Source organism: Microbacterium sp. 70-16, from assembly GCF_001898315.1.
Classification (GTDB): Bacteria; Actinomycetota; Actinomycetes; order Actinomycetales; family Microbacteriaceae; genus Microbacterium.
The window spans coordinates 251,963-278,822 of sequence record NZ_MKTQ01000028.1 but is presented as its reverse complement, the minus strand read 5'-3'; the positions used below and the strand labels follow the sequence as shown (position 1 = coordinate 278,822).

Here is a 26,860-nt window from a genome sequence, read left to right as displayed (position 1 = left end):
CTGCTGGCCGGGGCGGCGGCGGCGCTGCTCGGGTTCGCGCTCACCTTCGCGTGGGGGCAGGTGCGCGCGCGGCGCGGGCTCGCACTCGATGACGTCGACCCGCCCGGGCAGCGCGCACCCGCCGTGCGCCCAGGTGGCGTCGGTACCCTTGAGACATGACCGAATCCACCCCCGTGCGCTCCACGAAGCCGCGCCAGGTTCGACCCCGCACCGAGGGGTGGACGCAGCAGAAGGATGCCGAGGGGCGTCCGCTGCTGCAGTTCGCGGCCCCCAAGAAGGGCATGCCGCCGATCCACCTCGCCGACCTCACCCCCGAGCAGCGGGTCGAGAAGGTGAAGGAGCTGGGACTGCCCGGCTTCCGCGCGAAGCAGATCGAGAAGCACTACTTCCAGCACTACACGTCCGACCCGGCGCAGATGACCGACCTTCCGGCATCCGGTCGCGAAGAGCTCGTCACGGGGCTGCTGCCGCACCTGCTCACCGAGGTGCGGCGCCTGCAGACCGACCGCGGCGACACGATCAAGTTCCTCTGGAAGCTGCACGACGGCGCCCTCGTCGAGTCGGTGCTCATGCGCTACCCGGGCCGCATCACGCTGTGCGTGTCGAGCCAGGCCGGCTGCGGAATGAACTGCCCGTTCTGCGCGACGGGGCAGGCGGGCCTGACCCGCAACATGTCGGCCGCCGAGATCATCGAGCAGGTCGTGCGCGCGAACGCCGCGATCCGCGCGGGCGAGCTCGGGCCTGCCGAGCACCCCGACGAGCGCGTCACCAACATCGTCTTCATGGGCATGGGCGAGCCGCTGGCCAACTACAACCGCGTCATGCAGGCGGTGCGCACGATGGTCGATGGGGACCACGGCCTCGGCATGAGCGCGCGCGGCGTGACGGTGTCGACCGTCGGTCTCGTTCCGGCGATCAACAAGCTCGCGGCGGAAGACATCCCGGTGACCTTCGCGCTGTCGCTGCACGCGCCCGACGACCGGCTGCGCGACGAGATGATTCCGATCAACTCGCGCTGGAAGGTCGACGAAGCCCTCGACGCCGCGCGCGGCTACTTCGAGAAGACCGGGCGCCGCGTGTCGATTGAGTACGCGCTCATCAAGGACATGAACGACCACGCCTGGCGTGCCGACCTGCTCGCGCAGAAGCTCAACGAGCGCGGCCGCGGCTGGGTGCACGTCAACCCAATTCCGCTGAACCCGACGCCGGGTTCAGTGTGGACGGCCTCCGAGAAGGACGTGCAGCGCGAGTTCGTGCGACGGCTCAACGAAGCCGGCATCCCGACGACCCTCCGCGACACCCGCGGCAAGGAGATCGACGGCGCGTGCGGGCAGCTGGTCGCGACCGAGGAAGACCGCGCGGTAGCGGCATCCGTCCCCGTCGACTGATACGCGCGCCGCGGCACCCGCGTGCGCGGGTAGCGTGGAGGCATGGTCAACTATCGCTATCTCGGCAACAGCGGGTTCAAGGTCTCGGAGATCACCTACGGAAACTGGGTGACGCACGCGTCGCAGGTTGGTGACGATGCGGCGATCGCGACGGTGCACAAGGCTCTCGACCTCGGCATCACGACGTTCGACACGGCCGACACATACGCCAACACGGCGGCCGAGGTCGTGCTCGCGAAGGCGCTCAAGGGGCAGCCCCGCGAGCAGCTCGAGATCTTCACGAAGGTCTACTGGCCCATCGGGCGCATGGGCCCGAACGACCAGGGGCTGTCGCGCAAGCACATCTTCGACGGCATCAACGGGTCGCTCCGCCGCCTCGAGGTCGACTATGTCGACCTGTATCAGGCGCACCGCTACGACTACGAGACCCCACTGGAAGAGACGATGCAGGCCTTCGCCGACATCGTCCGTCAGGGCAAGGCGCTCTACATCGGCGTCTCGGAGTGGACGGCCGAGCAGCTGCGCGAGGGTCACGCACTGTCGAAGCAGCTGGGCTTCCAGCTGGTGTCAAACCAGCCGCAGTACTCGGCGCTGTGGCGCGTGATCGAAGAGAAGGTGATCCCGACCTCGCAGGAGCTCGGCATCTCGCAGATCGTGTGGTCGCCGCTCGCGCAGGGCGTGCTCACCGGCAAGTACCTGCCCGGCCAGCCGGTGCCCGCCGGTTCGCGCGCGACCGACGAGAAGAGCGGCGCGAACTTCATCAAGCGGTTCCTGCGCGACGAGGTCCTCGAGGCCGTGCAGAAGCTTGCCCCGATCGCCGACGAGGCCGGCATCACTGTGCCGCAGCTCGCGCTCGCGTGGGTGCTGCACAACCCGAACATCGCCGCGGCCCTCGTCGGAGCCTCGCGCCCCGAGCAGCTCGAGGACACCGTCAAGGCATCCGACATCGTGCTCGAGCAGGCGGCGTACGACGCCGTCAACGCCGCGCTCGCCGGGGTGTCGGTGACCGACCCGGAGGAGACCTACAAGGTCTCCCCCAAGGGTCGCCCGGCCTGAGCCACCGGCCTGAGCCGTCGTGGCTGTTACGAGCGCTGGCATCCTGCTGTATCGGGTCGACCCGGACGGCGAGGTGTCGGCGCTCGTCGCACATATGGGCGGCCCGTACTGGGCGGCGAAGGACGACGGCGCCTGGTCCATTCCCAAGGGGGAATACGACGCATCGGGCGAGGCGCCGCTGGATGCCGCGAAGCGCGAGTTCCGCGAGGAGTTGGGGCTCGAGCCGCCGGTCGGGGAGTATGCCGAGCTCGGCACGTTCGCGTACAGCTCGGGCAAGCGGGTGACCGTCTTCGTGGCCGACGGGGCGGGATTCGACCCGGCTGGGGCGGTCTTCGGCGAGTTCGAGCTGGAGTGGCCTCCGCGGTCGGGCCGCGTGCAGGCCTTCCCCGAGGTCGACCGCGTCGAGTGGATGCCGCTGGCCCGCGCCCGCCCGCGGCTCGTCGCGGGCCAGCGCTCCGCGCTCGATCGCCTGGCCTCGTTCCTGGTGCCCTGACCCTCTTGTGAGGTGTGGGGCGTGCGGCGCAGACTGTGGGCCGACGGAAGGGGCCATCGTGGCGCACGGAGACATCACGCACATCGACATCCCGGTTTCTGACCTGAAGAAGGCGGCCGACTTCTACTCCGGACTGTTCGGGTGGAAGATCGCCGAGATCGAGGGGTTCGAGGGCTACCCCATGTGGTCGGCACCCAACGGCATCTCGGGTGGCGGGCTCGCGCCGCGCGGCGAGGGGTTCACCCAGCCGCGGTCGTATGTCGAGGTCGACTCGATCGACGAGACGGTCGCGAAGACGCGCGCCGCGGGCGGCACCGTCGCGATGGCCAAGGCGAACATCACCGACAAGAGCTGGTGGGCCGTCATCGTCGACCCCGACGGCAACCACATCGGGCTGTTCGAGGGCACGACCGACTGACTCGCGCGGTCGTAATTCAGTCTGAGCGGCGTTGTACCGACCGTCGAACCGTTGCGATCGGGGTTTTCGCGGCGCAGAGACTGAATTACGAACGCCAGGTCAGCGCTTCTTCGAAGGGGCGGACGACACGTCGAGGGTCGGATGCAGGCCGCCGAGCGACGACCACGCGCTCGCGGTGCCCTTCGCGGCGTGCTCGGCGCCCCGCACGGCGCGCTCGTCGGCCCACTCGTTGAGCACGTGACCGCGGTGCCCGCGCACGTGCTCGAGCATGACGTCAGGCAGGCCCGCGTCGCGCCGCGCGTCGCGGGCGGTGATGAGTTGCTCGAGCAGATCGCGGTTCTTCGTGGGTGCGCCCGTCGAGGTCTTCCAGCCGCGACGGCGATGAGCATCCATCCACGACGAATAGGTGTCGATCGCGTACTTCGAGTCAGCCTGCACGACGAGGTGCGCGACGTCGGCGTGATCCTCGATGGCCTTCAGCAGTCCCATCAACTCGCCGATGTTGTTCGTGCCGACGGGGATCGCCCCCGCAGCCCACTGGCCGTCTTCGCCGACCCAGGCCCAGCCGGTCGGCCCGGGGTTTCCCTTGCAGGCGCCGTCGGTGGCCACGACATAGCGGGGGGAGGAATCGGTCACCCCTCGACGGTAGTCGATGCGCGGCTCGACCCCCGCAGCCCCCGCCGGCGATGTATACGTTGCATCCGCTCGGTATCCCGACATGAACAGAACCGTAAGATTATGTATACAATGGCGTCATGCGAGCGAGCGACCGGGCATACGTCACGATCCTCGACGAGATCCAGTCGGGCATCCTCGCGCCGGGCACCGTGCTCGGCGAAGTCGACCAGTCGACGCGGCTCGGCGTGAGCCGCACGCCGCTGCGCGAGGCGCTCGGTCGCCTCGCCGCCGACGGGCTCGTCGTCCAGGCATCCCCGCGTGTCACGGTCGTCAGCGACATCGACGCGGACGACATCCGCGAGCTGTTCGACCTGCGCCGCGCGCTCGAAGAGCTCGCCGCGCGCCTGGCTGCCGCCCGCGACACGTCCGAGCGTGACCGCTTCGCAGCCCTCGCGGCCGAGTTCGCCCGAACGGATGCCGCGGCCGACCCCGATGCGTACTACGCGCTCATCGCGCGATTCGACGGGGCGCTGGATGCCGCGGTCGCCAACGACTACCTGACGGCGGCCATGCGGAACGTGCGCACCCACCTCGTGCGTGTGCGCCGGCTCGCCCGCGACAAGCCCGAACGCCTCGCGGCATCCGTCTCGGAGCACCGCCTCATCGCGTCCGCGGTCGGCGCGGGCGACGCCGACCTCGCCGCGCACGCGACCCACGTCCACCTGCACAACGCCTTGACCTCGATCCTCGAATCACTGGAGACCAGCGCATGACCGTCACACATCACGTCCGCGTCCACCGCAGCGAAGAGAACCTCGACCGCGCCGACCAGCTCGCCTTCAAGATCGCCGAGGTCGCCGCCGACCCCGTCGCCGTGGAGCCCGAGGTCGTCGACATGATCATCAATCGCGTCATCGACAATGCGTCGGTGGCCGCGGCATCCCTCACCCGCGGACCCGTTACGGCGGCGCGGGCGCAGGCGCTCGACCACCCCGTCTCGCGCGGCGGCGCGGGCAGCACGATCTTCGGCGAGCCGAGCGAGACGCGCACGAGCCCCGAGTGGGCGGCGTGGGCGAACGGCGTCACCGTGCGCGAGCTCGACTACCACGACACGTTCCTCGCCGCCGAGTACTCGCACCCCGGCGACAACATCCCGCCGATCCTCGCGGTCGCCCAGCACGCCGGCAAGGACGGCGCGGCGCTCGTGCGCGGCATCGCGACGGGGTACGAGATCCAGATGGACCTCGTGCGGGCGATCTCGCTGCACAAGCACAAGATCGACCACGTCGCGCACCTCGGCCCGTCGGCCGCCGCCGGCATCGGCACGCTGCTCGGCCTCGACGCCGACACGATCTACCAGGCCGTCGGCCAGGCGCTGCACACGACGACCGCTACCCGCCAGTCGCGCAAGGGCGAGATCTCGACCTGGAAGGCACACGCCCCCGCTTTCGCCGGGAAGATGGCGGTCGAAGCCGTCGACCGTGCCATGCGCGGACAGACCTCGCCCTCGCCCATCTACGAAGGCGAGGACGGCGTCATCGCGTGGCTGCTCGATGGGCCGGATGCCTCCTACGACGTGCCGCTGCCCGCCCCCGACGAGCCCAAGCGCGCGATCCTCGACTCGTACACGAAGGAGCACTCCGCCGAGTACCAGGCCCAGGCGTGGATCGACTTGGCCCGGAAGCTCCACCGCGAGGCATCCTTCGATCCGGCCGACGTCGCGTCGATCGTCCTGCACACGAGCCACCACACCCACTACGTGATCGGCTCGGGCGCGAACGACCCGCAGAAGTACGACCCGAAGGCATCCCGCGAGACCCTCGACCACTCGATCCCGTACATCTTCGCGGTCGCGCTGCAGGACGGCGGCTGGCACCACGTCGACTCGTACCTGCCCGCGCGGGCGGGGCGCGAAGACACCGTCGCGCTGTGGCACAAGATCACGACGGCCGAGGATGCCGAGTGGACGCGCCGCTACCACTCCGAAGACCCCGACGAGAAGGCCTTCGGCGGCCGCGTCGAGATCACCCTCGCCGACGGCACCGTGCTGACCGACGAGATCGCCGTCGCCGACGCGCACCCGCTCGGGGCGCGCCCGTTCGCCCGCGCCGACTACGTCGCGAAGTTCCGCCTGCTGGCCGAGCCCGTGCTGACGCCGGAGGAGATCGAGCGGTTCCTGACCCTCGCGCAGCGCCTGCCCGAGCTGACCGCCGACGAGGTGCGCGAGCTCAACATCGTCGCGAAGGCGGGGGTTCTGGCCGCGGTGCCGAGCCCGCGCGGGCTGTTCTGATGGCGGGGCTCGCCGCGCGCGCGTTCGCAATTCAGTCTCCGCGCTCGGCGGGCGGCTGCCATCCCGCGGAATCTCGCGGCGCGGCGTTCGCGCGCACCGCGCGGAGACTGAATACCGAACAGAAGAGAGGGAGGAACTGATGCTGTACAGCCAGACACCGGCGACAGAGAAGCGGCGGCTGCTGCGCGAACGGCTCGCGGCGGGCGAGCTGCTGCGGTTCCCGGGCGCGTTCAACCCGCTGAGCGCCCGACTCATCGAGCGCAAGGGCTTCGAGGGTGTCTACATCTCGGGTGCGGTGCTCAGTGCCGACCTGGGCCTGCCCGATATCGGCCTGACGACGCTGACGGAGGTCGCCGGGCGCGGGCAGCAGATCGCCCGCATGACTGAACTGCCGGCGATCATCGACGCCGACACGGGCTTCGGCGAGCCGATGAACGTGGCCCGTACGATCCAGACGCTCGAGGATGCCGGGATCGCCGGCACCCACATCGAAGACCAGGTCAACCCCAAGCGATGCGGCCACCTCGACGGTAAGCAGGTCGTCGACGAAGACACGGCGCTCAAGCGCATCCGCGCGGCCGTCGACGCCCGCCGCGACCCGAACTTCCTGATCATGGCGCGCACCGACATCCGTGCGATCGACGGGCTCGACGCCGCGATCGATCGAGCCAAGGCGCTCGTGGATGCCGGGGCCGACGCCATCTTCCCGGAGGCCATGCGCGACGTCGCCGAGTTCGAGGCGGTCGCGAAGGCCGTCGACGTGCCGATCCTCGCCAACATGACCGAGTTCGGCAAGAGTGAGCTGTTCTCGGTCGACCAGCTGCGGGATGCCGGGGTGCGGATCGTCATCTGGCCGGTATCGCTCCTGCGCATGGCCATGGGCGCGGCGGGGCGTGCGCTGGATACGCTGAACTCCGAGGGTCACCTCACGGGGCAGCTCGACCAGATGCAGCACCGCGCAGAGCTGTACGACCTGATCGACTACGAGGCGTACAACCACTTCGACACGAACGTCTTCAACTTCCAGATCACGAAGGAGTGAGCATGCCTGACCAGGACATCCACAAGGGCCTGACCGGCGTCATCGCCGACGTTACGGCCATCAGCAAGGTCAACCCGGAGACCAACTCGCTGCTCTACCGCGGCTACCCCGTGCACGAGCTCGCGGCGACCCAGTCCCTCGAGGCCGTCGCCTATCTGCTCTGGAACGGCGACCTTCCGGACGCCGACCAGCTCGCGGCCTTGCGCGCGACCGAGCGTGCCCACCGACGGCTCGCCGAGGACGTGAAGGCCGTCATCGACCTGACGCCGCTCGACGCGCACCCGATGGACGAGGTCCGCTCGGCCGTCAGCGTGCTGGGCGCCCGCGACCTCGCCGGCACGGGGTCCGTGCTCGACGCGACGGGGACCGCCGAGGAGAACCTCGAGCGCAGCATCCGCCTGTTCGCCGCCCTCCCCGCGATCGTCGCGTACGGCCAGCGCCGCCGCCGCGGTCAGGAGCTCATCGCGCCGCGCGATGACCTCGACTACGCCGCGAACTTCCTCTGGATGACCTTCGGTGAGGAGTTCGATCCCATCGTGGTCGACGCGTTCAACCGGTCGATGATCCTTTACGCCGAGCACTCGTTCAACGCGTCGACGTTCACCGCGCGGGTCATCACCTCGACCCTCAGCGACCTCTACTCCGCCGTCGTCGGGGCCATCGGAGCGCTCAAGGGCCCGCTGCACGGCGGTGCCAACGAGGCGGTGCTGCACATCTTCGACGAGATCGGGGACGCCGACAACGTCGTCGCCTGGCTCGACGACGCCCTGGCCCACAAGCGCAAGATCATGGGCTTCGGGCACCGGGTCTACAAACACGGCGACTCGCGCGTGCCCACGATGAAGGCGGCGCTCGACACCCTCATCGCCTACTACGACCGCCCCGACGTCGAGGCGCTGTATGCGACGCTCGAGCGCGAGTTCGTGGCGCGCAAGGGCATCTACCCCAACCTCGACTACCCGTCGGGTCCCGCCTACAACCTCATCGGCTTCGACACTCTCACCTTCACCCCGCTGTTCGTCGCGGCGCGCGTGGTGGGGTGGACGGCGCACATCATGGAGCAGGCGGGAGCCAACGCTCTGATCCGCCCGCTGTCGGAGTACGTCGGCCCCGACGAGCGTCACATTGAGGGCTTCGTCGACGAGGTCGGCACGTCGACCATCTCGCTGCGGGCGGCTGAAGCGGAGGACTGAGCCCGCACTCAGCCCGCGCATAGCCGGATGAGAGGATTCTCACACCGCGCTGTGACCGGTCCCAGTAGCGTGGAGAGCAACCGCAGAGGGCACGGCGCCGTGCCCGCACACCCCGGGAGCTCCACGTGCCGCAGTCGACGACGACCCTGTCCACTTCCGCACGGCGAGCCATCGCCGTCCTGACGAGCGCCCTCGTGGTCGCGACCGGCGCGGTCGCGGTCGGGGCGAGCCCCACGCTCGCGGCCGACCGCACCCCCGCCCTCGTCGGCGATCTGCAGAGCGAGGTGGGATGCCTCGGCGACTGGGATCCCACGTGTGCGGCAACCGCGCTCGAGCCCATCGACGGCACGACGCGGTATGCGAAGACGTTCGACGTGCCAGCAGGCACCTACGAGTACAAGGTCGCTCTGAACGGCGCCTGGGACGAGAGCTACGGCGCCGACGGCGCGGCGGGCGGCGCGAACATCCCCCTCACCGTCGCCGGCCCCGCCACGCTGCGCTTCGTGTACGACGACGAGTCGCACCGCATCGCGATCGAGGCGGAGTCCCTGGCATCCGATTACACGACCGCCGATGACGCGCTCGTCTCCGCTCCGGTGCGTCAACCCGGCGACGGCAAGCAGTTCTACTTCGTGATGACCGACCGCTTCGCCAACGGCGACGCCACGAACGACACCGGGGGACTGAGCGGCGATCGCCTGACGACCGGTTTCGACCCCACCTCGACCGGCTTCTACAACGGCGGCGACATCGCGGGGCTGCGCGCGAACCTCGACTACATCGCGGGGCTCGGCACGAACGCGATCTGGCTGACGCCGAGCTTCATGAACAAGCCCGTGCAGGGCGAGGGGGCGAACGCCGGCGCCGGGTACCACGGGTACTGGATCACCGACTTCACCCGAATCGACCCGCACCTCGGCACGAACGACGAGCTCAAGGCCTTCATCGACGACGCGCACGGTCGGGGCATCGACGTCTACTTCGACATCATCACGAACCACACCGCCGACGTCATCTCCTACGCCGAGAACCAGTACACCTACATCGACCAGGCGGCCAAGCCGTACACCGACGCCGCCGGCAACGCGTTCGACCCCGCCGACTACGCGGGCACCGGCACCTTCCCGGCGATGGATGCCGCGACGAGCTTCCCCTACACGCCGGTGGTCGACCCGTCCGAGGCGGACGTGAAGGTCCCCGCGTGGCTCAACGACGTCACTCTGTACCACAACCGCGGCGACTCGACCTATACCGGCGAGTCCACGACCTACGGCGACTTCTCGGGACTCGACGACCTCATGACCGAGAACCCGACCGTCGTGAACGGCTTCGCCGAGGTCTACGAGTCGTGGATCGACATGGGCATCGATGGCTTCCGCATCGACACGGCCAAGCACGTCGACTTCCCGTTCTGGCAGCAGTGGACGACGAAGGTGCTCGACTACGCGCACAGCCAGGGCAAGCCGGACTTCTTCATGTTCGGTGAGGTGTACGACGCCGACCCCGCCGTCCTCTCGCCGTACGTGCGCGACACCGACATGAATTCGGTGCTCGACTTCGCCTTCCAGTCCGCCGCGACGAGCTTCGCGAAGGGCGGCGACGCGGAGGTGCTGCAGAAGATGTTCGCGGGCGATGACCGCTATACGACGCCCGACTCGTCGGCGACGGCGCTGCCGACGTTCCTCGGGAACCACGACATGGGGCGCATCGGGTACTTCCTGAAGGACACGGCGGATGCCGAGCAGCGCGATCTTCTCGCCCACGACCTGCTGTTCCTCAGTCGCGGCCAGCCCGTCGTCTACTACGGCGACGAGCAGGGCTTCACGGGCGCCGCCCCGGGGAACGACAAGAGCGCCCGCCAGACGCTGTTCGCGAGCCAGGTGCCCGAGTATCAGAACCAGAACCTGATCGACGGCACGCCGGTCGGGTCGGTCGACCGATACGGCACCGACACGGGCCTTTACACGCACATCGCGGCTCTCGCCTCGCTGCGGAAGGACCACCCCGCGCTCGTCGACGGGGCGCAGATCGAGCGCTACGCGCAGGACGGCGTCTACGCGTTCTCGCGTGTCGGCACCGACGAGAAGGTCGAATACCTCGTCGCGCTCAACAACACGGCATCCGCTGCGACCGTCACGGTCCCGACCCTCACCGCCGACGCGAGCTTCACGGGCCTGTACGGCTCGACCGGCACGGTGACGACGGGTGCGGATGCCGCGGCATCCGTCACCGTCCCCGCGCTGTCGGCTGTCGTGTACCGCGCCGGGGGCAAGGTCACCGCGCCCGCCGAGGCGGCGCCGATCGAGGTCGCAGTGCCGGTGGCGGGCGCCGGCCTGTCGGGGCAGGTCGCCGTCTCGGCGACCGTCGACCAATCGTGGCGGCAGACGAGCTTCGCGTGGCGCGTCGTCGGCGGCGACGAGTGGCACGACCTCGGCACCGCCGAAGACACGACGCCCGGCGTCTTCCACGACGTCGCGGGGCTCGCGGCGGGCACGCTCGTCGAGTACCGCGCCGTGTCGACGGATGCCGCCGGCCACCGCTCCGCGGCGTCCACCTACGCGTCGGTCGGGAACCGCGTCAACCTCACCGAGGAGCCCACGCCGGAAGAGCCCGACGACGCGACACCGTACGACTTCGTGAGCATTCCGGGATCGCTCAACTCCGAGATGGGCTGCGCGGGGGATTGGGCGCCCGACTGCGATCAGGCGCAGATGACGCAGGTGGACGGCATCTGGCGCCTCACGGTCGACCTGCCCGCGGGTGACTACGAGTACAAGGTCGCGACCGAGAAGAGCTGGGACGAGAACTACGGCGCGAACGGTGTGCTCAGCGGGTCGAACATCGCGATCAGCCATGCCGGCGGTCCGATCACGTTCTGGTTCGATCCCCGCACGAAGGTCGTGCAATCGAGCATCGAGGGGCCGGTCGTGACGCTCGCGGGCTCGTTCCAGTCCGAGCTCGGCTGCGCCGGCGACTGGGCGCCCGACTGCCTGCGCGCCATGATGTTCGACGGCGACCGCGACGGCGTCTACGAATTCTCGACGACGAAGCTGCCGACCGGGTCGTACGAACTCAAGGTCACCCACGGCCTCGGCTGGGACGAGAACTACGGCGACGGCGGCGTGAAGGACGGCCCCAACATCGCGTTCTCGGCGACGGAGGGCAAGCGCGTGACGTTCACGTACGACTCCGCGACGCACTCGCTCGAGATCGAGTCGGCCGACCCGCCGCTCACCGGCATCGGACAGTCGCGCGCGCACTGGATCGACGCCGACACCATCGCGTGGCCGGGCGAGCTGGGCGCACCGGCCGATGGGGCGGCGTGGCAGCTCTACGGCTCGGCCTCGGCAGAGCTCGCGGTGACGAACGGCGACGTCACCGGCGGTGACCCCGTCGCGCTGACCCGCGTCGCGTCAGGACTCACCGGCGAGCAGCGGGGCCGCTTCCCCGCCCTGTCGGGCTTCATCGCCCTGCACGTCGAGGGGCAGGATCGGGATGCCGTCGCCGCATTGCTGCGCGGCCAACTCGCCGTCGCGCAGCGCGGCGCGGACGGTGTGCTCACCGCGTTCACGGGCGTGCAGATTCCGGGCGTGCTCGACGATCTGTATGCGGATGCCGTGGCCGACGACGATCTCGGTGTGTCGTTCCGCGGGTCGAAGCCGACGTTCCGGCTGTGGGCGCCGACGGCACAGACCGCGACCCTGCTGACGTGGAATGCGGGGAAGACCGGCGACCCCGCACGGCACGACGCCTCGTTCGACGCGGCATCCGGGACGTGGACCGTCACGGGCGCGAAGGCACTCAAGGGCGACGAGTACCTCTGGGAGGTCAGGGTCTACGCCCCGACCACGGGGAAGATCGAGACGAACGACGTCACCGATCCGTACTCGATCGCGCTCACGACGAACTCGACCCGGTCGGTCGCGATCGACCTGAACGACAAGGCGTGGGAACCGAAGACCTGGACGAAGGCGAAGGCGCCGGTCATCGCGCGCGACGTCGACCGCGCGATCTACGAGCTGCACATCCGCGACTTCTCGATCACCGACGAGACGGTGCCCGAGAACGAGCGCGGCACCTACCTCGCGTTCGCGCGCGACAGCGCCGGCACGCGGCAGCTGAAGCAGCTGGCATCCGCCGGCATCAACACGGTGCACCTGCTGCCCTCGTTCGACATCGCGACGATCGAGGAGGATCGCTCGGAGCAGGCGACGCCCGCGTGCGACCTCGCCTCGTTCGCGCCAGACTCGGCGGAGCAGCAGGCGTGCGTCGCGGCGGTCGCCGACGCCGACGGCTTCAACTGGGGGTACGACCCGTATCACTACCAGGCGCCCGAGGGATCGTACGCGGTGAATGCGGAGGGCGGGGCGCGCGTCAGCGAATTCCGCTCGATGGTCGGCTCGCTGCACTCGATGGGTCTGCAGGTCGTGCTCGATGAGGTGTACAACCACACCTCGGCATCGGGCCAGGCCGATACGTCGGTGCTCGACAAGGTCGTACCCGGGTACTATCAGCGGCTCGATGGCAACGGCGCGGTGCAGACCTCGACGTGCTGCCAGAACGTCGCCACCGAGCACGAGGTTGCCGAGAAGCTGATGGTCGACTCGGTCGTGCTGTGGGCCAAGCAGTACAAGGTCGACGGGTTCCGCTTCGATCTGATGGGGCATCACTCGAAGGAGAACATGCTCGCGGTCCGTGCCGCGCTCGATGAGCTGACGCTGAAGAAGGACGGCGTCGACGGATCGAAAGTCTACCTGTACGGCGAGGGCTGGAACTTCGGCGAGGTCGCCGATGACGCCCTGTTCGTGCAGGCGCGGCAGGGAAACCTCGGCGGTACGGGAATCGGCACGTTCAGCGACCGGCTGCGCGACGCGGTGCACGGCGGCAGCCCCGTCGACAGCAGCTCGACCTTCCGGCAGGGCTTCGGCACCGGCCTCGCGACCGATCCCAACGGCGACGCGATCAACGGGACGCCCGAGCAGGCGCTCGCCGACCTCGGACATCTGACCGACCTGGTCAAGCTCGGGCTCGCGGGCAATCTCGCCGACTTCTCGTTCCCGACATCCGACGGCACGCTGAAGAAGGGCTCCGATCTCGACTACAACGGGCAGGCGGCCGGGTACGCCGCGCAGCCCGACGAGATCATCAGTTACGTCGACGCCCACGACAACGAGACGCTGTACGACCTCGGTGTTCTCAAGCTGCCGACGGACACGACGATGGCCGATCGCGTGCGCATGAACACGCTCTCGCTCGCGACCGTGACACTTTCGCAGACGCCGTCCTTCTGGCACGCGGGCACCGAGCTGCTGCGCTCGAAATCGCTCGACCGCAACAGCTTCAACTCGGGTGACTGGTTCAACCGCATCGACTGGACGGGGCAGGAGTCGACCTTCGGATCGGGCCTGCCGCCCGCCGCCGACAACCAGGACAAGTGGAGCATCATGCAGCCGCTGCTGGCGAACCCCGCACTCAAGCCGGGCGCCGCCGACATCGCTGCGGCCGAGGCATCCGCTCTCGACCTGTTGCGGGTGCGCGGCGAGGTTCCCCTGCTGCGGCTCGGCTCGGCCGAGCGCATCGAGCAGAAGGTGTCGTTCCCGAGCGGCGCCGCGGGTGCGACGCCCGGCGTGATCACGATGCTGATCGACGATCTCGTCGGCGACGACGTCGATCCCGATCTTTCCGGCGCGCTCGTCGTGTTCAACGCCTCGACCGAGCCGACGACGCAGCAGCTGCCGGCGCTCGCCGGCCGGGCGTTCGCGCTGACGGCGGCTCAGGCGAACGGGGCGGACGCCGTCGTGAAGACGACGACGTGGGATGCCACGACGGGAACCGTCACGGTGCCTGCGCGCTCGGTCGCCGTGCTGACCGAAGCGCAGGTGCAGCCGGTCGCCACGCACGTGACGGCGCAGCCGAACCGCGCCTTCGTGCGCGGCGGCTCGACCGTGGACGTGTCGGGCCGGGTCACGGCGGATGACCGGAGCGCTCCGATCGGCACCGTCACGGTGACCGACAACGGCAAGACGGTCGGGACGGTCGAGCTGGATGCGTCGGACCGCGGACGCTTCTCGGTCACGCTGCCGAAGGTGAGTCGTGGCCTGCACGTCATCCGGGTGACGTTCACCGGAGCGCCGGGCTGGCTCGATTCCCGTGCGCGAGGGGTGCTGCCGGTGGTCGCGTACTGAGCGGAGTACGCGGCTCGCCGGGAGAGGGGGAGGATGGTGCCATGAGCATCGCCGCCCGCACCGCCGTCATCGTCGACGCTGTCCGCACTCCGTCCGGCCGCGGCAAGCCGGGAGGAGCACTCAGCGGCATCCATCCCGTCGACCTCGCGGCGCACGTGCTCCGCGGTGTCCTCGAGCGCAACGGGCTCGACTCGACGCAGATCGACGACGTCCTGCTGGGTTGCGTGAGCCAGGTCGGCGAGCAGACGCTGAACATCGCGCGTCAGGCGGTGCTGGCCGCCGGGTTCGACGAGCGGGTGCCGGCGACGACGATCGACCGGCAGTGCGGGTCGAGCCAGCAGGCCGCGCACTTCGCCGCGCAGGGCGTCATGGCGGGGCAGTACGACATCGTGATCGCCGGCGGCGTCGAATCGATGAGCCGTGTGCCGCTGGGAGTCTCGGCATCCGTCGCCGGATCGCCGTTCTCGCCCGCTCTGCGCGAGCGCTACCCCGAGGGCCTGGTCAACCAAGGGATCTCGGCCGAGCTCATCGCGCAGCGATGGGGACTCAGTCGCACCGACCTCGACGCGTTCGCGGCCGAGTCGCACGAGCGGGCCGCCGAGGCGGCGGCGCAAGGCCGGTTCGCGTCGCAGCTGCTGCCGGTGCCGGCCGACGCGGGCGAGGTGACCGTCGATGAAACCGTGCGCCCGGGCACGACGGTCGCGGGCCTGGCCGGGCTCGCTCCGGCGTTCCGGACGGATGCCGCAGCCGCGCGCTTCCCCGAGATCGACTGGCGCATCACGCCGGGCAATTCGTCGCCGCTGACCGACGGGGCATCCGCCGTGCTCATCATGAGCGAAGCCAAGGCGCGCGAGCTCGGGCTGACGCCGCGCGCGCGGTTCCACGCGTTCGCGGTCGTCGGCGATGACCCGCTCATGATGCTGACGGGGCCCATTCCCGCGACGCGGCGGATCCTCGAGCGCAGTGGCCTGACGATCGACGACTTGGATGCCTATGAGGTCAACGAGGCGTTCGCGTCGGTGCCGCTCGCGTGGGCGGCCGAAGTCGGCGCGGATGCACAGAAGCTCAACCCCTGGGGCGGCGCGATCGCCCTCGGCCACGCCCTGGGCTCGAGCGGAACGCGCCTGCTGAGCACCCTACTGGCCTACCTCGAGGCGACCGGCGGTCGCTACGGCCTGCAGACCATGTGCGAGGGCGGCGGCATGGCCAACGCGACCATCATCGAGCGCCTGTAGGCGGCGCCACCCGCCTGGCCATACCACCGCGTACCCCGCTAGACTGAGCAATGTGCCCTACCGGGCCGCGACGAAGATGTCGATCTGTCTCACGAGGACGTGACCGTATGAGCATGACTGCCGTTCCTGGTGCTCTCTCCGCAGAAGAGCGCACCGCCATCCTCGATGCCGTGCGCGAGTTCTCCGACACGCGTCTGGCGCCCCATGCACTCGATTGGGATCGCCGTAAGCACTTCCCCCGCGACGTGCTCGCCGCCGCCGGCGAGCTGGGCCTCGGCGGCATCTACGTGCGCGACGATGTGGGCGGTTCGGGACTGACCCGGCGCGATGCCGCGGCGATCTTCGAGCAGCTCGCGATGGGCGACCCGACGATCGCGGCGTACGTCTCGATCCACAACATGGTCGCGTGGATGATCGACGCCCACGGCACCGCGGCGCAGCGCCACGAATGGCTGCCGCGCCTGGTCACGATGCGCGACCTCGGCGCGTACTGCCTGACCGAACCGGGTGCCGGGTCGGATGCCGCGGCGATCACCACCAGCGCGATCCGCGACGGTGACGAGTACGTGCTGACCGGCGTCAAGCAGTTCATCTCCGGCGCCGGCGAGGCATCCGTCTATGTCGTCATGGCGCGTACGGGCGAGCCCGGGGCGAAGGGGATCACGGCGTTCCTCGTGCCGGCCGCCACCGAGCGGCTGGCGTTCGGGCCGAACGAGCACAAGATGGGGTGGAACGCGCAGCCGACGCGGCAGGTGATCCTCGACGAGGTGCGCGTCCCGGCATCCGCCGTGCTGGGCGAACTCGGCGGCGGGTTCCGCATCGCGATGACCGGCCTCAACGGCGGCCGCGTCAACATCGCGGCGTGCTCGATCGGCGGCGCGCAGTGGGCGCTCGACCGAGCCGTGCGGTACGTGCACGAGCGCTTCACGTTCGGCGAGGCGCTCGCACAGCGTCAGTCGGTCGTGTTCACGCTCGCCGACATGGCGACGCAGCTGCAGGCGGCCCGCGCGCTCGTGCGCGACGCGGCGCACGCGATCGACGAGCACGCCGACGATGTCGCCGTGCGCTGCGCGATGGCCAAGCGCTTCGCGACGGATGCCGGATTCGAGGTCGCCAATCAGGCGCTGCAGCTGCACGGTGGCTACGGCTATCTGCAGGAGTTCGGCATCGAGAAGGTCGTGCGCGACCTGCGCGTGCACCAGATCCTCGAGGGCACCAACGAGATCATGCGCCTCGTGATCGGCCGCGGCGTGCTCGGCTGAGCCGCCCGGCGCGCTCGGTTGACGCACGGCGCGGGATGCACCGCGCGGGATACACGGCGCGAAGCGCGTGACGGCGCCGCCCGCGGCTGGAAGACTGAGCGCATGACCGACTACTCCACGATTCTGGTCGAGACGCGCGGACGCGTCGGCTGGATCACGCTGAACCGCCCCGAGGCGCTCAACGCGCTCAACTCCACGCTCGTGAGCGAGCTCGCGACCGCGGCATCCGCGTTCGATGCCGATGCGGGCATCGGCTGCATCGTCTTGGCCGGGTCGCAGAAGGCGTTCGCCGCCGGCGCCGACATCAAGGAGATGGCCGACAAGTCGCCGCTCGAGATGTCGATGGACAACCCATTCGCCGGCCTCGACGTGTTCGGTCGCCTGCGCACGCCTGTCGTCGCGGCGGTCGCCGGCTTCGCGCTCGGCGGCGGCTGCGAGCTCGCGATGACGTGCGACATCATCCTCGCCGCCGACACGGCGCGCTTCGGCCAGCCCGAGATCAACCTCGGCGTGATCCCCGGCCTGGGCGGCACGCAGCGCCTGCCGCGCGCGATCGGCTACTACAAGGCGGCCGAGCTCGTGCTGACGGGCCGGATGATGGATGCCACGGAGGCTGAACGCGCCGGTCTTGTGTCACGGGTCGTGCCCGCCGCCGACCTGCTGGAGGAGGCCGCGAAGGTCGCCGCCACGATCGCGGCGAAGTCGCTGCCGGTCGTCTACGCCGCCAAGGAGGCGCTGCGCGCCTCGCAGGAGACGACCGCCGCGGAGGGACTGCGGTTCGAGCGCCAGGCCTTCACGGCGCTGTTCGCCCTCGACGACCAGAAAGAGGGCATGGCCGCCTTCCGCGACAAGCGCGCCGCGAACTTCACGCACCGCTGAGCGGGTGCTGTCGGTGCCCGAGTACAGGCGATCTGCCCAGAACAGGCCGATTGCGCGTGGCATCCGCCTGTTCCGGTGCGAATGCCTGTTCTCGGGTAGCCAACCCAACTGACTCTCAGTCTCACAATTGGCGACACTGCGTCGCATCTCATAGAATGAGCGCATCGCGAAGGAGAACCGATGAAGATCGTGGTGCTGGTCAAAGAAGTCCCCGACACCTATGGCGACCGCAAGCTGAGTCTGGAGACGGGGCTCGCCGACCGCGGCGCCTCTGACCGGGTGCTCGACGAGATCGGCGAGCGTGCACTCGAGGTTGCGCTGAGCTACGCCGACGCGAACCCCGGCACCGAGGTGCAGGTCGTGTCGATGGCATCCGACGACGCCGCCGCGACGATCCGCAAGGGGCTCGCGATGGGCGCGGCATCCGCCCTGCAGGTCGTCGACCCCGCGCTGGTCGGCGCCGACCTCGGCGTGACCGCCGCCGTGCTCGCCGCCGCCGTGCAGCGCACCGGGTTCGACCTCGTGATCACGGGCAACCTCTCCACCGACGGCTCCGGCGGAGTCATCCCCGCGATGCTCGCCGAGCACCTGGGGGTGCCGCAGGCGACCGCGCTCTCGTCGGTGACGATCGGCGCCGACAGTGTGTCAGGCACACGCGCGACCGACGGCGGCAAGGCCGAGGTCACGACGTCGCTGCCCGCCGTCATCTCGATCACCGAGGCGCTTCCGGATGCCCGGTTCCCGAACTTCAAGGGGATCATGGCGGCCAAGAAGAAGCCCTTCGAGACGGTGTCGCTGGCCGATCTCGGCGTCGACGTCGACCCGGCATCCGCTCCGCAGTCGATCCTGACCGTCGTCAGCGAGAAGCCGCCGCGCGGAGCGGGCGTGAAGATCGTCGACGAGGGCGATGCGGGCGAGAAGCTCGCCGCCTACCTCATCGAGAACCGACTGGCGTAAGGGACGTTGTGATGGATTTCGCTGCAGACTCGATTCTCGTCCTGCTGGACGTCACTCCGGCGGGCACGCTCGCCTCGTCATCGGCCGGCCTCATCGGCGCCGCCGCGTCGGTCGGCACGCCGGTCGCACTCGTCGTCGCCGCTGACGACGCGCTCGCGTCGCTCGCGGCCGCGGCCGGTGACCTCGGTGCGCCGACCGTGCTGACGGCAGGGCACGGGGGAGCTGCGTCGGCGTTGACGGTGCCCGTCGTAGATGCCCTGACCGCGGCATCCGCGCTCGTGAAGCCCGACGCGGTGCTGATCTCGAACTCGATCGAGGGTCGCGATGTCGCCGGCCGGTTCGCCGTGCGGTCGCGTTCGGCGCTCGCCGTGGATGCCGTCGGCGTCGCCCGCGACGACGAAGGCGTGCTCGCGCAGCACTCGGTGTACGGCGGCGCCTACAACGCCACGAGCGCGGCGACCTTCGGCGCCCCCGTCATCACGGTGCGCCAGGGAGCGATAGAAGCGCGCGCCGAGGCCGTCGCCGCACCGGTCGTCGTGCCGCTGACGGTGGATGCCTCGGGTGCTGCCGCGGCGGAGGTCACGGGCTTCACCGCCGAGACCTCGACCTCGTCTCGCCCGGAACTGCGCGGAGCGGCGAAGGTCGTCTCGGGCGGCCGCGGACTCGGCTCGGCCGAGAAGTTCGTGCTCGTCGAGCAGCTCGCCGACGCGCTGGGCGCGGCCATCGGCGCCTCGCGCGCGGCCGTGGATGCGGGCTACATCCCGTACTCGCACCAGGTCGGGCAGACCGGTGTCTCGGTCGCGCCGCAGCTGTATGTCGCTCTCGGAATCTCCGGCGCCATTCAGCACAAGGCCGGCATGCAGACCTCGAAGACGATCGTCGCCATCAATAAGGACGGTGATGCGCCGATCTTCGAGATCGCCGACTACGGCATCGTGGGCGACGTGTTCACCGTCGTGCCCCAGCTCATCGCCGCACTCGAAGCCAAGAAGGCCTAACGCCCCATGGCCACCTTCGGAAGTGCGCTGCGCCGCGGCCTGCCTCGCGTCGCCGGTGGCGAGCCGTGGCCGCCCGCGGGCGCTGCGGCGGTCGCCCTGGTCGCCGAGCCTGTCGAGGCGGCGGCTGCTGTGGTTGCCGAGCCTGTCGAGGCGGCGGCTGCGGGCGCGGCGGCTGTGGCGGCGAGCGGCCCCTCGACAAGCTCGGGGGCCAGTCCGGTGGCGGGCTCGGGGGCCAGTGCGGTCGCGGGGGTCAGCCTGCGGCGCGGGCTGCCGCGCGTGGCCGGTGGCGAACCGTGGCCGCCGGCGGGAGCTGCGGCAGCGGTCGCCGATGTCGCCCCGGTCGCCGAGCCTGTCGAGGCGGCGGCCGTGGCTGTGGCGGATGGCCCCTCGACAAGCTCGGGGGCCAGTGCGGCAAGCTTGGGGGCCAGTGCGACAAGCGCAGGGGCCAGTGCCGGTGCCAGTCTGCGGCAGGGGTTGCCCCGCGAGGTCGGCGGCGAGCCGTGGCCGCCCGCGGGTGTCGCGCGCGTTGTCGCGGATGCCACGGTCGTGGCATCCGTACCTGAGCACGGAGTTCCGGTCGTGCCGATAACTGAGCCCGCCACACCGAAGCCCGCCGCGCCGGTCGCCGTCGCGCCAGCGGATCGCGCGCCGCTGCCGTTCACCCCGTCGGTCTGGCCGGGCCGCGCGGCAGCGCATCGCCCCGCGCCGAAGCCCGAGCCGGCCCGCATCGGTCCCTTCACGAAGGCGCAGTGGGCGGGCGCCGTCATCGTCGGCGGAGCGGGCCTGCTGTTTGCTGCGGCGATGGCCGTCCTGTTCGTGCGCTGGTTCTTGAGCCTCGAGTTCATGCAGGACTTCCTCGTCACCTACCCGGGCGAGTACCACCTGCCCGAGGGCGCACCCGTGGGCATCCCCGCGTGGCTCGGCTGGCAGCACTTCTTCAACGTGTTCCTGATGGTGCTGATCATCCGGACGGGTCTCACGATCCGCACCGAGAAGCGGCCGGCGGTGTTCTGGACGCCCCGCAACAACAAGAAGGGCAAGACGAGTCTCACGATCTGGTTCCACCAGAGCCTCGATCTGCTGTGGATCATCAACGGCGTCGTCTTCGTCGTGCTGCTGTTCGTGACCGGGCAGTGGATGCGGATCGTCCCGACGAGCTGGGAAGTGATCCCGAACGCGGTGAGCGCCGCGCTGCAGTACGTGTCGCTGGACTGGCCGACCGAGAACGGCTGGGTCAACTACAACTCACTGCAGCAGCTCGCCTACTTCACGACGGTGTTCATCGCCGCGCCGCTCGCGGTGGTCACGGGCTTCCGGATGAGCGGACTGTGGCCGAAGAAGAACGCGAAGCTCAGCGCCGCCTACCCGATCGAGTGGGCGCGCAAGCTGCACTTCCCGACGATGCTGTTCTTCGTCGTGTTCATCATCATCCACGTCGTGCTCGTGCTCGCGACCGGTGCGCTGCGCAACCTCAACCACATGTACGCGGCGCAGGGTTCGGTCGACGGCGTCGCCTACGCCGACAACTGGACCGGCTTCTGGATGTTCGTGCTGTCGCTGGCCGTCATCGCCGGCGCATGGGTCGCGGCGCGGCCGCTCGTGCTCGCGCCGATCGCGAAGCTGTTCGGGACGGTCAGCGGGCGCTGACGGGGGTCGTCAACTCCGCAGAATGTGACGAACTCCGCAGGCATCCCCATGGATGTCTGCGGAGTTCATGCGATTCTGCGGAGTTCGTGCCGCGAGAAACACCCGCGAGGCCGTCAGCGGACGAACCGCACCTCGGTGAGGGTCTCGCCCAGGAACGGCTCGGTGTGCGTCGCGCCGTCGAGGGCGAAGCCGTTGCGGGTGTAGAACCGGTGCGCGCGCGGGTTGTCGTCGGCGACCCACAGGTACACCGGCTCGTCGGCGTCGATCGCCGCGTCGAACAGGCGCTGGCCGGTGCCCGTGCCCTGATACTCCTCGAGCAGGTAGATGAAGTACAGCTCGCGGTTGCGCGGAGCGTCGCGGTCACGCGCGGGACCCGACCCGACGAAACCGACGATCTCGCCCTGCACGAGGGCGGCGAACATGTGGAACTCAGGCCCCTGTGCGGCCCAGTGCGTCCACAGTTCGGCGAGGCGCCGCGGCGACACGTTCTCCAGGGCCGCCTTGCTGATCAGGTGGTCGTACGTCTGATGCCAGCAGGCCGCGTGGACGCGTCCCAGGGCCTCGGCGTCGACGTCGCGAACGGGACGGACGACGATGTCGGTCTGCGCTGCAGTGTCAGTGGTGGCTTCCATGGCCAGACTCTACGTCGGGCCTATGAAAACGCGAAATCGGCCCGTCCAGACCGGACGGGTGCCGTGTGGAGGATGCCTACAACCGATATCGCACCCTGGTCACCGCTGCCGGTAACATCCCCGCGTGAATGTGTGGTGGCGGACCCTGCTGACGATCTGGCGCGCGAAGGTGCTGCTGCGCCGCAGAGGCCCGATCCCGACGCGTTCCGTGGGTCGCGTGCGACTGCGCACGCTGCCCACTGACATCGATCTGCTCATGCACATGAACAACGGGCGGTACGCCTCACTGTTCGATCTGGGACGTTTCGACCTGCTGATCCGCACGGGACTGTGGGATGCCATGAATGCGCACGACTGGTACGCCGTGGTCGCGAGCGAGACGGTGACTTTCCGCAAGTCGCTGCAGCTGTGGCAGAAGTTCACGGTCGAGTCGCGCCTGTACGGGCACGACGACAAGGCGGTCTACCAGATCCACCGCGCGGTGGTCGACGGCGAGATCTACGCCGAGATGATCGTGCGCGCGCGGTTCCTGCGCAAGAGCGGCGGCGTCGTGAACACGGAGGAGCTGTTCGCGGCCCTGGGCACACCCGACGACCTGCCACCGCTGCCGGACTGGATCGCCGACTGGGCGGCCGGCGCCGCGCTGCCCTCGACGAAGGCATCCGCGCCGAGCAGCTGGGACTGACCGCGGCACCTGGGACTGACCGCGGCACCTGGGACTGACCGGCGCCGGAGCTTTTCCGGAACCTGCGCACGCCGCATCGCGTTCGCGCGCGGACGGTGCAATCTGGAACCGTGACCGACGACATCGCCATATCCGACCCGGCTACCGCTGAACGGGCGCAGCGCGCGATCGCTCTCGCCCAGCGCTGGGTCGGCGAAGCAGCCGAGGTGCATGCCGACCCCGCCGCGCAGCGGCTCGCCGGCGTGCTCAAGGATCCCCACGGCCTGCCCTTCACGCTCGGGTTCGTCGACGGCGTGATGCGCCCCGAAGCGCTGGGCGCCGCCGCCGCGAACCTGCAGCGCATCGCGCCGCTCGTCCCGGAGTTCCTGCCCTGGTACCTGCGCGCTGCGGTGCGGACGGGTGGAGCCGTAGCCCCCGTACTGCCGAGCCCCGTCGTGCCGATCGCGCGCCGCGTGCTGCGCGAGATGGTCGGCCACCTCATCGTCGACGCGCGGCCCGAGAAGCTCGGCCCCGCGCTCGCGAAGATCCGCGAGGGCGGGGCGCGGCTGAACCTCAACCTGCTGGGTGAGGCCGTGCTGGGCGAGCACGAGGCGCTGCGCCGTCTGGAAGGCATCCATGACCTCATCCGCCGCGACGACGTCGACTACGTTTCGGTCAAGGTCTCGGCGATCGCGAGTCACATCTCGATGTGGGCGTTCGATGAGACCGTCGACCTCGTCGTCGAGCGGCTGCTGCCGCTGTATCTGACGGCGTCCGCAACCACCACGTTCATCAACCTCGACATGGAGGAGTATCGCGATCTCGACCTGACGATCGCGGTGTTCACTCGGCTGCTCGAGGACCCACGGCTGCGAGGCCTCGAGGCAGGCATCGTGCTGCAGGCGTATCTGCCCGACGCGCTGCCCGCGCTGCAGCAGCTCACCGCGTGGGCGCAGCAGCGGGTCGACGCCGGCGGCGCCCGCATCAAGGTGCGGCTCGTCAAGGGCGCGAACCTCGCGATGGAGCGCGTCGACGCCGTCATGCACGGGTGGGAGCTCGCGACCCACGCGTCGAAGCTCGATTCGGATGCCAGCTACCTGCGCTGCCTTGACGAAGCGCTGCGCCCCGAGCACACGCGCGCCGTGCGCGTCGGCGTCGCGGGCCACAACCTCTTCGACATCGCGTACGCGTGGCTGCTGGCGGGGGAGCGCGGGGTACGCGCGGACGTCGAGTTCGAGATGCTGCTCGGCATGGCGCAGGGGCAGGTCGAGGCCGTCACGCGCGAGGTCGGGCACGTGCTGCTGTACGTGCCGGTCGTGCGTCCCGACGAGTTCGATGTGGCGATCAGCTACCTCGTGCGGCGGCTCGAAGAGAACGCCTCGAGCGACAACTTCCTTTCCGCGGCGTTCGATCTGGCATCCGACCCCACGCTGTTCGCACGCGAGCGTGACCGCTTCCTCGCGTCGCTCGATCGCGCCGCCGACCCGGCGTTGCCGGTCGGGCCAAACCGGCGACAGGACCGGACGGCAGGTCACGGGCCGGGTGAGGCGGCCGCGGACGGACGGGCCGCGCGGCGTCTCGTGCGGGCGGCCGGGCCCGCCGACGACGGACTGACCCAGGCTGTGCTCGGCATCGCCCGCACAACCCGGGATGACGATGACGCGGTCGTCGCCGACGGTGCGGGTTCGCTGTTCGGCCCCGAGTTCGTGGAGACCGCGGTGTACGCCGCGCGCGAGTCCGACGCACGCTTCGCCGGGGCGCCCGGGTTCGCGAATGCGCCCGACTCCGACCCGGCGCTGCCCGCCAACCGGGCGTGGGCGACCGAGATCCTCGCGCACGTCGAGACGTCGACGGCGGGGGATGCCACGATCACCGCCGCCCGCATCGTCGACGAGGAACTCCTTGAGCAGACCGTGCAGCGGGTGCGGACGGCTGCAGCGGGGTGGGGCGCGAAGCCCGCCGCCGAGCGGGCGGCCGTGCTGCAGGCCACGGCTCGCGCGCTCGAAGAGCGCCGCGGCGAGCTGATCGACGTCGCGGCATCCGAGACCGGCAAGGTGTTCGCCGAGGCCGACGTCGAAGTCAGCGAGGCCGTCGACTTCGCGAACTATTACGCCGCGACGGCGAAAGAGCTCGACCGGGTCGCCGGCGCGGTCTTCACACCGGCGCGACTGACGGTGGTGACTCCGCCGTGGAACTTCCCGATCGCGATCCCCGCGGGCGGCGTGCTCGCAGCGCTCGCCGCCGGGTCGGGCGTCGTGTTCAAGCCCGCGCCGCAGGCGCGCCGCTGTGCGGCGGTCGTCGCCGAAGCGCTGTGGCAGGCGCTCGACGATGCCGGCGTGCCGCGCGATGTCCTCGCACTCGTCGACATCGATGAGGGCGGTCTCGGCCGGCAGTTGATCGCCCACCCCGATGTCGACCGGGTGATCTTGACCGGGTCGTGGGAGACGGCGGCGCTGTTCCGGTCGTGGCGGCCCGAGCTTCCGCTGCTGGCGGAGACGAGCGGCAAGAACGCGATGATCATCATGCCGTCGGCCGATCTCGACCTCGCGGCATCCGATCTCGTCAAGAGCGCCTTCGGGCACGCCGGCCAGAAGTGTTCGGCGGCCTCGCTCGCGATCCTCGTCGGGCCGGTCGGCCGGTCGGAGCGCTTCGCCCGCCAGCTCATCGACGCGACGCGATCACTGCGCGTCGGCGTCCCCTCCGACCCGCGCAGTGAGGTCGGGCCCGTGATCGAGGCGCCCCGCGGCAAGCTCGCCTGGGCGCTGACGACCCTCGAAGAGGGCGAGCAGTGGCTCGTCGAGCCCGAGCGGATCGCCGATGCGCCGCCCGAGTATGCCGACCGGCTGTGGCGGCCGGGCATCCGGGTGGGCGTGCGGCCGGGATCGCGGACGCACCTCGAAGAGTTCTTCGGCCCGATGCTGGGCATCATGCACGCGCATTCGCTCGCCGAGGCGATCGAGCTGCAGAACGCGGTCGCATACGGCCTGACGGCGGGGCTGTACACGCAGAACCCCGCCGATCTGCAGCTGTGGCTCGATGGCGTGCAGGCGGGCAATCTGTACGTGAACCGCGGGATCACCGGCGCGATCGTTCAGCGCCAGCCGTTCGGCGGCTGGAAGCGGTCGTCGGTCGGGGCCGGTACGAAGGCGGGTGGCCCGAACTACCTGATCGGGCTCGGGTCGTGGCGGCCGTCGTCGGGTGGAGCGCCGTCGTCCACGCTGCACCTGCGCGGGCTCGACTCGCGCATCACCGATCTGATCGAGGCGGCCCAGCCGACGCTCGACTACGAGGCGTTCGAGTGGCTGCGCCGAGGCGCGCTGTCGGATGCCGTCGCGTGGGACCGCGAGTTCGGGCGCGTGCAGGACGTCTCGCAGTTGAAGATCGAGCGCAACCTGTTCCGCTACCGGCCCGTCGACCACGTGGCCGTGCGCGCGACGCGGGATGCCACGTGGCAGAGCATCCTGCGCGTCGTCGTGGCGGGTGTCCGCGCGGGCGGCCGGTTCGACCTCAGCGTGCCCGGTCCCGTGCCCGCAGCCGTGCGCCGAGAACTCGGCGACCTCGGCGTGCCGGTGTGGGTCGAGACCGACGACGAATGGATCGGGCGCATCGTTGCGTTCACCGGAACGGACGCGGCCGAGCGGGTGCCGCGCGCGCGGCTCGTGGGTGCGGTCGAGTCGGTGCGTGCCCTGCAGACGGCGCTCGCCGAGGCATCCGGCGGAGACCCCGACCTCGCCGTCTACGCGGGGCCGGTCACGACGGCCGGCCGCATCGAACTCTTGCCGTTCCTGCATGAGCAGTCGGTCACCATCACCGCGCACCGCTTCGGCAACCCCGACGACTGGAGCCGCGCCGTCATCTGACCGCCATGGCGCATAACTCAGGCAATCTGCGTGGGCTCGAGCG

General features: G+C 69.9%; 19 protein-coding genes. 17 read left to right on the top strand and 2 right to left on the bottom strand.

The genetic code is table 11. The features are described 5' to 3' along the window. The first annotated feature begins 155 nt into the window (after positions 1–155). Genes rlmN through BGO46_RS13370 form a run of 4 tightly spaced genes read left to right on the top strand, consistent with a single transcriptional unit; the run spans position 156 to position 3,355 of the window. A complete protein-coding gene (rlmN, locus tag BGO46_RS13385) occupies positions 156–1,388 on the top strand; it encodes a 23S rRNA (adenine(2503)-C(2))-methyltransferase RlmN (RefSeq protein ID WP_292675380.1) in 1,233 nt (410 codons plus the stop codon). A 42-nt stretch (positions 1,389–1,430) separates the two neighbouring features. Continuing rightward, positions 1,431–2,444 carry an aldo/keto reductase family protein gene (locus BGO46_RS13380; RefSeq protein ID WP_292675377.1) on the top strand — a complete coding sequence of 338 codons (1,014 nt, stop codon included), beginning with the start codon at positions 1,431–1,433 and terminating at the stop codon, positions 2,442–2,444. Between the two features lie 19 nt (positions 2,445–2,463). Continuing rightward, positions 2,464–2,937, top strand: a complete 474-nt coding sequence (locus tag BGO46_RS13375; RefSeq protein ID WP_292675375.1) for an NUDIX domain-containing protein — start codon at positions 2,464–2,466, stop codon at positions 2,935–2,937. Between the two features lie 58 nt (positions 2,938–2,995). After that, a complete protein-coding gene (locus tag BGO46_RS13370; protein ID WP_292675372.1) occupies positions 2,996–3,355 on the top strand; it encodes a VOC family protein in 360 nt (119 codons plus the stop codon). A 99-nt stretch (positions 3,356–3,454) separates the two neighbouring features. Here BGO46_RS13370 and BGO46_RS13365 read toward each other — a convergent pair whose 3' ends face one another. Then, complete coding sequence (locus tag BGO46_RS13365) at positions 3,455–3,991, bottom strand: ribonuclease H (RefSeq protein WP_292675369.1); 537 nt, start codon at positions 3,989–3,991, stop codon at positions 3,455–3,457. Between the two features lie 119 nt (positions 3,992–4,110). On the opposite strand from BGO46_RS13365, the gene BGO46_RS13360 reads away from it, so the two are divergent. The 11 genes from BGO46_RS13360 to BGO46_RS13310 all read left to right on the top strand — a co-directional run bounded on the left by BGO46_RS13360 (position 4,111) and on the right by BGO46_RS13310 (position 21,661). Continuing rightward, on the top strand, positions 4,111–4,746 hold the full coding sequence (locus BGO46_RS13360; RefSeq protein WP_292675367.1) for a GntR family transcriptional regulator: 636 nt from the start codon (positions 4,111–4,113) through the stop codon (positions 4,744–4,746). Next, the gene (locus BGO46_RS13355) at positions 4,743–6,263 is read left to right on the top strand and encodes an MmgE/PrpD family protein (RefSeq protein WP_292675364.1); all 1,521 of its coding nucleotides are present in this window, start codon (positions 4,743–4,745) and stop codon (positions 6,261–6,263) included. The genes BGO46_RS13360 and BGO46_RS13355 overlap by 4 nt, the downstream gene beginning before the upstream one ends. Positions 6,264–6,402: 139 nt before the next feature. Continuing rightward, positions 6,403–7,305 carry a methylisocitrate lyase gene (prpB, locus tag BGO46_RS13350; protein WP_292675361.1) on the top strand — a complete coding sequence of 301 codons (903 nt, stop codon included), beginning with the start codon at positions 6,403–6,405 and terminating at the stop codon, positions 7,303–7,305. A 2-nt stretch (positions 7,306–7,307) separates the two neighbouring features. Then, the gene (locus BGO46_RS13345) at positions 7,308–8,498 is read left to right on the top strand and encodes a bifunctional 2-methylcitrate synthase/citrate synthase (protein WP_292675359.1); all 1,191 of its coding nucleotides are present in this window, start codon (positions 7,308–7,310) and stop codon (positions 8,496–8,498) included. A gap of 125 nt (positions 8,499–8,623) precedes the next feature. Further along, the gene (gene pulA, locus BGO46_RS13340) at positions 8,624–14,683 is read left to right on the top strand and encodes a pullulanase-type alpha-1,6-glucosidase (protein WP_292675356.1); all 6,060 of its coding nucleotides are present in this window, start codon (positions 8,624–8,626) and stop codon (positions 14,681–14,683) included. Positions 14,684–14,724: 41 nt separating this feature from the next. Next, positions 14,725–15,918, top strand: coding sequence for a thiolase family protein (locus BGO46_RS13335; protein ID WP_292675353.1), 1,194 nt, complete (start codon positions 14,725–14,727; stop codon positions 15,916–15,918). Positions 15,919–16,025: 107 nt separating this feature from the next. Continuing rightward, positions 16,026–17,180: an acyl-CoA dehydrogenase family protein gene (locus tag BGO46_RS13330; protein WP_292675350.1), complete on the top strand. Its 1,155-nt coding sequence runs from the start codon at positions 16,026–16,028 to the stop codon at positions 17,178–17,180. Positions 17,181–17,282: 102 nt separating this feature from the next. Continuing rightward, positions 17,283–18,059: an enoyl-CoA hydratase-related protein gene (locus tag BGO46_RS13325; RefSeq protein WP_292675347.1), complete on the top strand. Its 777-nt coding sequence runs from the start codon at positions 17,283–17,285 to the stop codon at positions 18,057–18,059. Between the two features lie 180 nt (positions 18,060–18,239). Next, positions 18,240–19,016: an electron transfer flavoprotein subunit beta/FixA family protein gene (locus BGO46_RS13320; protein ID WP_292675344.1), complete on the top strand. Its 777-nt coding sequence runs from the start codon at positions 18,240–18,242 to the stop codon at positions 19,014–19,016. A gap of 11 nt (positions 19,017–19,027) precedes the next feature. After that, the gene (locus BGO46_RS13315; protein ID WP_292675341.1) at positions 19,028–20,014 is read left to right on the top strand and encodes an electron transfer flavoprotein subunit alpha/FixB family protein; all 987 of its coding nucleotides are present in this window, start codon (positions 19,028–19,030) and stop codon (positions 20,012–20,014) included. 6 nt (positions 20,015–20,020) lie between these two features. Continuing rightward, positions 20,021–21,661: a cytochrome b/b6 domain-containing protein gene (locus tag BGO46_RS13310; RefSeq protein WP_292675339.1), complete on the top strand. Its 1,641-nt coding sequence runs from the start codon at positions 20,021–20,023 to the stop codon at positions 21,659–21,661. Between the two features lie 113 nt (positions 21,662–21,774). Here BGO46_RS13310 and BGO46_RS13305 read toward each other — a convergent pair whose 3' ends face one another. Next, positions 21,775–22,293 (bottom strand): GNAT family N-acetyltransferase, encoded by a 519-nt coding sequence (locus BGO46_RS13305; protein ID WP_292675336.1) that lies wholly within the window; start codon positions 22,291–22,293, stop codon positions 21,775–21,777. Positions 22,294–22,417: 124 nt separating this feature from the next. On the opposite strand from BGO46_RS13305, the gene BGO46_RS13300 reads away from it, so the two are divergent. Beyond that, complete coding sequence (locus BGO46_RS13300; protein ID WP_292675333.1) at positions 22,418–22,978, top strand: acyl-CoA thioesterase; 561 nt, start codon at positions 22,418–22,420, stop codon at positions 22,976–22,978. A gap of 110 nt (positions 22,979–23,088) precedes the next feature. Then, positions 23,089–26,817: a bifunctional proline dehydrogenase/L-glutamate gamma-semialdehyde dehydrogenase gene (locus BGO46_RS13295; protein ID WP_292675330.1), complete on the top strand. Its 3,729-nt coding sequence runs from the start codon at positions 23,089–23,091 to the stop codon at positions 26,815–26,817. Positions 26,818–26,860: the final 43 nt, after the last annotated feature.